The organism is Flavobacterium sp., assembly GCF_044361065.1.
GTDB lineage: Bacteria > Bacteroidota > Bacteroidia > Flavobacteriales > Flavobacteriaceae > Flavobacterium.
In genome coordinates this window covers 1-9,595 of sequence record NZ_JBIKJI010000078.1, presented here as the reverse complement: position 1 = coordinate 9,595, position 9,595 = coordinate 1, and the positions used below count along the sequence as shown (strand labels likewise).

Annotated in this window: 9 protein-coding genes and 1 pseudogene; 9 read left to right on the top strand and 1 reads right to left on the bottom strand. The window is 32.9% G+C overall.

Annotation, left to right across the window (positions count from 1 at the left end; genetic code table 11):
- The 4 genes and pseudogenes from ACIQ11_RS06130 to ACIQ11_RS06115 form a co-directional block, all read left to right on the top strand.
- A pseudogene (locus ACIQ11_RS06130) lies at window positions 1-148 on the top strand (ribonucleoside-diphosphate reductase); the annotation flags it as partial.
- A gap of 169 nt (window positions 149-317) precedes the next feature.
- Window positions 318-2,747 (top strand): ribonucleoside-diphosphate reductase subunit alpha, encoded by a 2,430-nt coding sequence (locus tag ACIQ11_RS06125; protein WP_396153782.1) that lies wholly within the window; start codon window positions 318-320, stop codon window positions 2,745-2,747.
- An 83-nt stretch (window positions 2,748-2,830) separates the two neighbouring features.
- Entirely contained in the window at window positions 2,831-3,052 is a 222-nt protein-coding gene (locus tag ACIQ11_RS06120; protein WP_291241755.1) for a hypothetical protein, read from the top strand.
- A gap of 76 nt (window positions 3,053-3,128) precedes the next feature.
- Entirely contained in the window at window positions 3,129-4,472 is a 1,344-nt protein-coding gene (locus ACIQ11_RS06115; RefSeq protein WP_396153784.1) for a deoxyguanosinetriphosphate triphosphohydrolase, read from the top strand.
- Window positions 4,473-4,501: 29 nt separating this feature from the next.
- Here the strand turns inward: ACIQ11_RS06115 and rsmG are convergent, their stop codons facing one another.
- The gene (gene rsmG, locus ACIQ11_RS06110; protein ID WP_396153780.1) at window positions 4,502-5,131 is read right to left on the bottom strand and encodes a 16S rRNA (guanine(527)-N(7))-methyltransferase RsmG; all 630 of its coding nucleotides are present in this window, start codon (window positions 5,129-5,131) and stop codon (window positions 4,502-4,504) included.
- 108 nt (window positions 5,132-5,239) lie between these two features.
- On the opposite strand from rsmG, the gene ACIQ11_RS06105 reads away from it, so the two are divergent.
- The 5 genes from ACIQ11_RS06105 to ACIQ11_RS06085 all read left to right on the top strand — a co-directional run.
- The gene (locus ACIQ11_RS06105) at window positions 5,240-6,337 is read left to right on the top strand and encodes a fatty acid desaturase family protein (protein WP_396153778.1); all 1,098 of its coding nucleotides are present in this window, start codon (window positions 5,240-5,242) and stop codon (window positions 6,335-6,337) included.
- 58 nt (window positions 6,338-6,395) lie between these two features.
- The gene (locus tag ACIQ11_RS06100; RefSeq protein WP_396153776.1) at window positions 6,396-7,583 is read left to right on the top strand and encodes a pyridoxal phosphate-dependent aminotransferase; all 1,188 of its coding nucleotides are present in this window, start codon (window positions 6,396-6,398) and stop codon (window positions 7,581-7,583) included.
- Window positions 7,584-7,827: 244 nt separating this feature from the next.
- The gene (gene purT / locus ACIQ11_RS06095; RefSeq protein ID WP_396153774.1) at window positions 7,828-8,997 is read left to right on the top strand and encodes a formate-dependent phosphoribosylglycinamide formyltransferase; all 1,170 of its coding nucleotides are present in this window, start codon (window positions 7,828-7,830) and stop codon (window positions 8,995-8,997) included.
- A gap of 3 nt (window positions 8,998-9,000) precedes the next feature.
- On the top strand, window positions 9,001-9,144 hold the full coding sequence (locus tag ACIQ11_RS06090) for a hypothetical protein (RefSeq protein ID WP_353078510.1): 144 nt from the start codon (window positions 9,001-9,003) through the stop codon (window positions 9,142-9,144).
- The coding region (locus tag ACIQ11_RS06085) for a peptidase U32 family protein (protein ID WP_396153772.1) at window positions 9,145-9,595 on the top strand (451 nt) is incomplete at its 3' end.

Here is a 9,595-nt window from a genome sequence, read left to right as displayed (position 1 = left end):
TACCTCAAATCCATTTGATTTTATGGATATGATTTCGTTACAAGGAAAAACAAATTTCTTTGAGAAAAAAGTAGCTGAATACCAAAAAGCAGGTGTTATGAATACAGATACTGAAGCACAAAAAATTACTTTTGACGCTGATTTTTAAAAGAAAAACTTACAATACAGATTTCCCCAAATCCTGCTATTCACTTTTCCTAAAACGTAAGTTGCTTTTGTTCTTAAAAAGCGACAAGCCCTACTTACTGGCTAAAAAATAAGTATTACAAATAACCCGAATCAGTAAAGGGATTTGCTGTTTCAAAAAAACAAAAACTATGTACGTAATTAAAAGAGATGGCCACAAAGAGCCAGTAAGTTTCGACAAAATCACAGACAGAATTAAAAAACTGTGTTATGGTTTAAACGATTTAGTAGACGCTGTAAAAGTAGCTATGCGAGTTATTGAAGGATTGTACGACGGGGTAACTACTTCAGAATTAGATAACTTAGCAGCTGAAACGGCCGCTTCAATGACCATTGCTCATCCAGATTACGCACAATTGGCAGCTCGTATCGCCATTTCTAATTTACATAAAAATACCAACAAATCCTTCTCGGAAACGATGAGTGAAATGTATCATTATGTAAATCCAAGAACCAATCAAGCAGCGCCTCTTTTATCAGAAGAAGTACATAAAGTAATTCAAGAAAACGCAGAATTTTTAAATTCTCATATCATATATAACAGAGATTTTAACTACGATTATTTCGGATTTAAAACTTTGGAACGTTCGTATTTATTAAAAATTAACGGAAAAATTGTTGAGCGTCCGCAGCATATGTTGATGCGTGTTTCAGTAGGAATTCACTTAAATGATTTACCAGCAGTGTTGGAAACATACGACTTAATGTCGAAAAAATTCTTCACACACGCTACACCAACATTATTTAATGCAGGTACCCCAAAACCGCAAATGTCATCTTGTTTCCTTTTAGCAATGCAAGACGACAGTATTGATGGAATTTACGACACCTTAAAACAAACTGCAAAAATTTCACAATCAGCCGGTGGAATTGGATTGTCAATTCACAATGTTCGCGCCACAGGTTCATACATTCGTGGGACTAACGGAACATCTAACGGAATTGTTCCTATGCTACGGGTGTTTAATGATACGGCACGTTACGTTGATCAAGGTGGTGGAAAACGTAAAGGAAGTTTTGCTATTTACATCGAAACCTGGCACGCTGATATTTTCGATTTCTTAGATTTGAAAAAGAATACAGGTAAAGAAGAAATGCGTGCTCGTGATTTGTTTTTCGCAATGTGGACATCAGATTTATTTATGAAACGTGTTCAAGAAGATGGACTTTGGACGTTAATGTGTCCAAATGAATGTCCTGGTTTATATGATGTGCACGGTGAAGAATTTGAAGCACTTTACACGTCGTATGAAGCAGCAGGAAAAGGAAGAAAAACCATCAAAGCACACGAATTATGGGAAAAAATTCTAGAATCCCAAATTGAAACTGGAACACCATATATGTTGTATAAAGATGCAGCAAATAGAAAATCAAATCAGAAAAATTTAGGTACCATTCGTTCTTCGAATTTATGTACCGAAATTATGGAATTTACTTCCAAAGATGAAATTGCTGTTTGTAATTTAGCATCACTTTCATTACCTATGTTTGTTGAAAACGGGGCATTTAATCACGAATTATTTTACACCGTAACCAAACGTGTTACTCGAAACTTAAATAAAGTAATTGATAGAAATTATTATCCAGTTGTTGAAGGAGAAAACTCTAACAAGCGTCATAGACCAATTGGATTGGGTGTACAAGGTTTAGCCGATGCGTTTATTATGTTGCGATTACCTTTTACAAGTGATGAAGCAAAAACATTAAATCAAGAAATCTTTGAAACTATGTATTTTGCAGCAGTTACTGCTTCTATGGAAATGGCAAAAGAAGAAGGACCGTATTCCAGCTTTGAGGGTTCTCCAATTTCTCAAGGAGAATTTCAACATAACTTATGGGGAATTCAAGATTCAGATTTATCTGGACGTTGGGATTGGGCGAGTTTAAGAAAAGAAGTAATGGAATTTGGAGTACGTAACTCATTGTTAGTAGCACCAATGCCTACGGCTTCTACTTCTCAAATTTTAGGAAATAACGAAGCATTTGAACCGTATACTTCAAACATTTATACACGTCGTGTATTATCTGGAGAGTTTATAGTAGTAAACAAACATTTACTGGAAGATTTAGTAAAATTAGGCTTGTGGACAGAAGATTTAAAACAAGAATTAATGCGTGAAAACGGATCAGTTCAAAATTTAAATATCCCTCAAGATTTAAAAGAATTATATAAAACCGTTTGGGAAATGTCTATGAAAGACATTATTGATATGTCGCGTCACCGTGGGTATTTCGTTGATCAATCGCAGTCGTTAAACTTATTTATGCAAAATGCAAATTATGCAAAATTAACGTCTATGCACTTTTACGCTTGGCAATCAGGTTTAAAAACTGGAATGTATTATTTACGAACAAAAGCAGCTGTTGATGCGATTAAATTTACATTAAATAACGACAAAAAAGCAGAACCTATACAAAACATTCAACCTAAAGAACAATTGGAAGTAGTTCAAGCGGTAGTAGAGCCAGTAAATGAAACTATGTCTGCTGAAGAATACAGAGCAATGATTGAATTAGCTAAAAATGCTGGTCCAGACGATTGCGAAATGTGTGGTTCATAAGTAGAAAAACATAAATTATATTATATAAAACAGGCATTATTTTTAATGCCTGTTTTTTTATACCTTTGAAAAAAATTAAAATTATGGCAAAAGAAAAAGGAGTATATACAGGATTAATTGAACAAGATGCAGATGGAAATTTTTTCTGCGGACCTTATATGTTAGATTATAAATTAGTGGTTTCAAAGTTTAAAATTGGCGATGAGGTAAATTTGAAAACCGTTATTGAAAATCCAAGCGATAAAAGTTATGATAAGTATCCAAAAAAATCAAGTTTGTTTTTCTTATCTAATTTAAAAGAGTAAAATTAAAATCCTTCAATACGAAGGATTTTTTTATTTCTAAATTCCTATCTTCGTATTTTTAAAACCGATTGCAATGATGAAATGGGAACAACTTTTGTCTTTAAAACGACAAGGCGACACGAGTAAAAGATTACGAAAAGAACAAGACGATACCCGTTTAGGTTTTGAAGTAGATTACGATAGAATTATTTTTTCTTCAGAATTTCGTTTGCTTCAAGACAAAACACAAGTAATTCCGCTTTCTAAAACAGATTTTGTGCATACGCGTTTGACACATAGTTTGGAAGTTTCTGTTGTTGGTCGTTCCATTGGAAGATTGGTTGGCAAAAAAATTTTAGAAAAATACCCACATTTACAAGAAATACACGGCTATCAATTAAACGACTTTGGAGCTATTGTTGCTGCGGCTTGCTTGTCGCACGATATTGGAAATCCCCCATTTGGACATTCAGGAGAAAAAGCAATTGGAGAATATTTTTCTTCAGGAAGTGGACAGAAATACAAGTCGGATGTAACTGAAAAAGAATGGCAAGATATTGTTGATTTTGAAGGGAATGCAAATGGTTTTTCTATTTTAACATCAAATAGAGAAGGAGTAGAGGGCGCTTTGCGATTATCATACGCCACTTTAGGAACATTTATGAAATATCCCAAAGAAAGTTTGCCCAAAAAGCCAACTTCAAACATTTGTGATAAAAAGTACGGATTTTTTCAACAAGACAAACAATTCTTTCAAGAGGTAGCTTCTGAATTGGGTATGATTTCGAACAAATCGAATCCTGATGTAGGATATTTTCGTCATCCTTTAGCCTTTTTGGTTGAAGCTGCTGATGATATTTGCTACACAATTATTGATTTTGAAGATGGTATAAAACTTGGATTAATTAATGAAGATTTTGCTTTAGAATATTTAATAAAGCTGGTTCAAAAATCTATCGATTCTAAAAAATACAACGAACTACAAACCAAAGAAGACCGCATTAGTTACCTACGCGCATTAGCTATTGGAAGCTTAATAAATGATGCAGTTTCTGTATTTATGGAAAATGAAACAGCCATATTGAAAGGAGAATTTTCAGTTTCTTTAATGGATAAAAGTCAGTATAAAGCTCAAATTTCTGATATTATTGAAATTAGCGTCAAAAACATTTACCAATCAAAAGAAGTAATTGAAAAAGAAATCATTGGATATAAAGTTATTCATACGCTTTTAGATGTTTTTATTCAAGCATATATTCAAACTTCAACTAATTCTGGTACAAATTTCGATAAATTAATAATGAATATCCTTCCAGAAAAATACAAAGGAAATAAAGAAACAATGTATGATAAATTATTAAATATTTGTCAGTTTGTTTCATTGTTAACAGATGGAAAAGCAATAGAAATTTACAAAATTATCAATGCAACAAAATTGTAGTTCTAGTCATAATAACAATTTTTTAGTTATTAGGATTTATACTTTAATGGCAAATACACCACTTTTTTAGTTTCAAAAAATTCTTCTTCAAAAAATTCTGGTAAATTATACAGTTGAACCGTTTTATACGCGGCTAATTCTTCTGTTAAATCGCCGCCTTTTAAATATAAAATTCCGTTTTTTAATTCGTGAACAGAATTTTTCTTCGTTTTGTCTTTTGTCCATTTTACAAAATCTGGCATATTGGTTACGGCTCGACTTACAATAAAGTCGAATTCTTCTTTTACTAATTCGGCTCTTTTTTGTTCCGCTTTTACGTTTTTTAAACCCAATCCTTTTGCTACTTCTTGAACTACTTTTATTTTTTTTGCAATAATGTCAATCAAATAAAATTGTGTTTCAGGAAATAAAATTGCCAACGGAATTCCTGGAAAACCACCGCCTGTTCCAACATCTAAAATTGTTGCACCTGGTTGAAATTGTATCACTTTTGCAATGCCTAAAGAATGCAAAACGTGTCTAGAATATAACTCCTCTATATCTTTTCTTGAAATTACATTTATTTTTGAATTCCAATCTGTATACAAATCGTATAATTTTGTGAATTGTTCAACCTGTAATGGGGTTAAATCGGGGAAATACTTTAATATCAGTTCCAAATTATTGTTTATTTTTTACAAAAATACAATTTTTATGTCATATGATATTTGTCATAATAAATTTTCGAAAAATAGTAGTATATTTGTGAATTAATATATAATATTTAGATGAAAATGCAAACACCAACTTTTTCAAGAACAGATAAAAATCAATTTTTTAGAACACTAAATAAAAGAGTTAACGACTATTTCAAAGAGCATAATATTGATAAAACAGGGAACTGGAAATTGCATTTAAAAGCGGGCATTATGTTCAGCTTATTTTTCATCCCGTTTTTTGTAATATTTTTCATTGATATACCTGTTTTAGCTTATCTTTTTGCATCAATAATCATAGGTATTGGTATGGCAGGTGTTGGAATGAATGTAATGCATGATGGAAATCATGGTTCGTATTCTTCTAAAACTTGGTTAAATAAAATAATGGGTGGAAGTATCTATATTTTAGCAGGAAATGTGTATAACTGGCAAGTACAACACAATGTATTACACCACACTTACACTAATATTCCTGGCCATGATGAAGATTTAGATGCTGGTAGAGTAATCCGTTTCACCAAAGAAGCTACTTGGTATAAATTTCATGCATTTCAACACTATTATTCAATATTTTTATATGGATTACTTACTATTAATTGGTGTTTAACTACCGATTTTAAACAAATGGGCGGTTATTTAAAAAGAAAATTATCTTATGGTAATACGCCAAATCCAAAAACACTTTGGACAGGTTTAGTAATCTCTAAGATTGTGTATTTCAGCTTTTGGATTGTATTACCTTTAGTTTTTGGAGTGGCAAGTTGGTGGGTAATATTAATTGGGTTTTTCGTAATGCATTATACAGCTGGAATGATATTAAGTGTTGTTTTTCAATTAGCACATATTACTGAAGACACCATAAATCCACACCCGAATGAAGAGGGTGAAATCGAAAATACTTGGGCCATACACCAACTGTTAACAACAGTAAATTTTGCTCCAAAAAATTGGATTGTAAATTGGTATACAGGCGGACTAAATCATCAAATAGAACACCATATTTTTCCAAATATAAGCCATATTCATTATGGTAAAATTGCAGAATTTGTAAAACAAACTGCAGCCGAATGCGAGTTACCTTATTTCGAATATCAAAGTATGCGAAGTGCTGTAATTGCACATTTCAAACATTTGAAAGAGTTAGGTAAACGACCTCAATTAGCATAAGAAAACAGAGACGCGATTTATCGCGTTTCTTCATTTATATCATATTTAACTACACAAAATGAATCACATTTTATCTGAGAGAATTAACAATCTTGCAGTTTCACAAACTTTAGCAATGGCAGCATTAGCAAGAGAATTAAAACAACAAGGAAAAGACATTATTAGTTTAAGCTTAGGCGAACCAGATTTCAATACGCCAGATTTTATCAAAGAAGCGGCAAAACAAGCCATAGATGATAATTATTCAACCTATTCACCTGTGGATGGTTATTTAGAATTGAAAGAAGCTATTTGCTTAAAATTTAAAAGAGATAATAATCTAAACTATACGCCTAATCAAGTTGTTGTTTCAACAGGTGCAAAGCAATCACTATACAATATTGCACAAGTAATGCTTAACGATGGTGATGAAGTAATTCTTCCAGCACCATTTTGGGTTTCTTACTTTGAAATCATCAAACTTTCTGGAGGAATTCCAGTAGAAGTTCCAACTTCAGTGGATACAAATTTCAAAATCACAGCTGAACAATTAGAAGCTGCCATCACACCAAAAACAAAAATGATGTGGTTCAGTTCGCCTTGTAATCCTTCAGGTTCAGTATATAGCAAAGATGAATTAACCGCTTTAGTTGCCGTTTTAAAAAAATATCCAAACATTTATGTGGTTTCAGATGAAATATACGAACATATAAATTACACTGATGATTATTGTTCTATAGGTTCAATCGAAGGAATGGAAAACAATACCATTACCGTAAATGGTGTGGCAAAAGCATTTGCTATGACAGGTTGGAGAATTGGTTATATAGGTGCGCCAGAATTCATCGCAAAAGCGTGTACAAAAATGCAAGGTCAAGTAACAAGTGGTGCTAATTCAATTGCCCAACGTGCTACTATTGCAGCATTACAAGCAAATCCTTCTCAAATAAAATATATGGTTGATGCTTTTCATAAACGCCGCGATTTAGTTTTCGGATTAATGAAAGATATTCCAGGTTTCAAATTAACCAATCCAGAAGGTGCTTTTTACGTGTTTCCTGATGTTTCTTATTACTTTGGAAAAACAGTAAAAGGAACTGAAATTAAAGACGCTACAGATTTAGCTATGTATTTATTAGCCGAAGCCAACGTAGCAACCGTAACTGGCGAAGCATTCGGAAGTCCAAATTGTTTACGACTATCCTACGCAACAAGCGAAGAACAGTTAATTGAAGCAATTTCAAGAATTAAAAATATTTTAGCATAAATACAAAACAGAACCATTAGAAATTTAGTAAAGATCTTAATTTCTAATGGTTTTTAATTATATGGGCGTTCCCTTTCAGGTCGGGCATTACGTTACAATCTTTTTTAATTACCTTCGAGAACCTCAGGCAATTAAAAAAGGATTTTCACTGCATTCCCTAACGCAACCCCAATTCAACATTCAACATTCGTTCTTCAACATTCCAAGTTTAAACAACGAATTTTGAAATTTAAAAATAACAAAAATGAATAAAAAAATACTTCTATTAGGTTCTGGTGAACTTGGAAAAGAATTTGTAATTGCTGCACAACGAATCGGACAAACCGTAATTGCTGTAGATAGTTACGAAAACGCACCAGCAATGCAAGTTGCTCACGGTTTTGAAGTAATCAATATGCTTGATGGCGCTGAATTAGACAGAATTGTAACCAAACATCAACCAGATTTTATCGTTCCAGAAATAGAAGCCATTCGTACGGAGCGTTTTTATGACTATGAAAAACAAGGAATTACAGTTGTACCTTCTGCAAAAGCGGCTAATTTCACTATGAACAGAAAAGCAATACGCGATTTAGCGGCTAAAGAACTAGGTTTAAAAACGGCTAATTATCGTTATGCTACTTCTTTCGAAGAATTACAAAAATCAGTTACCCAAGTAGGAATGCCTTGCGTCGTTAAACCATTAATGAGTTCGTCTGGAAAAGGTCAATCTACAATAAAATCAAATGAAGACATTGAAAAAGCTTGGAAATATGCAGTTGAAGGTTCACGTGGTGATATTGTAGAAGTAATTGTAGAAGCATTTGTAAATTTTCATTCGGAAATTACGCTTTTAACGGTAACTCAAAATAATAATTTGCCCACTCTTTTTTGCGCACCAATTGGTCACCGACAAGAACGAGGCGATTATCAAGAAAGTTGGCAACCAGCCAAAGTTTCACAAACAGATATTTTAGAAGCACAAGAAATGGCAAAAAAGGTTACCGAAGCTTTAGGCGGTGCAGGACTTTTTGGCGTAGAATTCTTCTTAACAAACGAAGGCGTATATTTTTCAGAATTATCGCCACGACCTCACGATACTGGTATGGTAACATTAGCCAATACGCAAAATTTTAATGAATTTGAATTGCATTTACGTGCTATTTTAAGTTTACCAATTTTCGAAATTACACAAGAAAGAGCAGGAGCAAGTGCCGTAATTTTAGCTTCAGAAAATTCAAATCATCCAACTTTTACAGGAATTGAAAACGTAGCGTTTCAACCTAAAACAGACTTCAGACTTTTTGGAAAACCAACGTCTCGACCGTACAGAAGAATGGGTGTAACCTTAACGTATGATAATTTAAATACACCCATTGAAGAAATTGTTGAAAAAGCGAAAAAAATGGCTACCTTAGTACAAGTAAATAGTTAAAAAATGAAAAAAATAATTCTAATTGTAATTGGTTGTTTGGTTTTGGCTTCTTGTGGTCCAAGAAGATTAGGATGTGGTCCAAGAAGATGTGAAGTAAAAACCCCAACAATTATTACTTTAGATATACACAAAATACAAGTTTCATAAATGAAGAAGAAGATTGAAATTTTAGCGCCCGCAAAAAATTTAATTCAAGGAATAGCTGCTATCAATGCAGGTGCAGATGCCGTTTATATTGGCGCGCCTTTGTATGGTGCCCGATCTAATGCTACCAATTCTATTGAAGACATTGCCGAATTGGTTAAATACGCACACTTATTTAATGCACAAGTTTTTGTGGTTATTAATACCATTTTGTACGATAATGAATTAGAATCTTGTCGTCAACTGATTTGGAAATTGTATCATATTAATGTCGATGCCTTGATTATTCAGGATATGGCAATAATGGAAATGGAATTACCACCAATTGTACTTCACGCCAGTACACAAGCCAATAATCGTGATGCGGATAAAATTAAGTTTTTAGCCGATGCTGGAATCAAACGTGTCGTTTTAGCACGTGAATTAAATTTAAGTCAAATTAAAGAAATCAGCG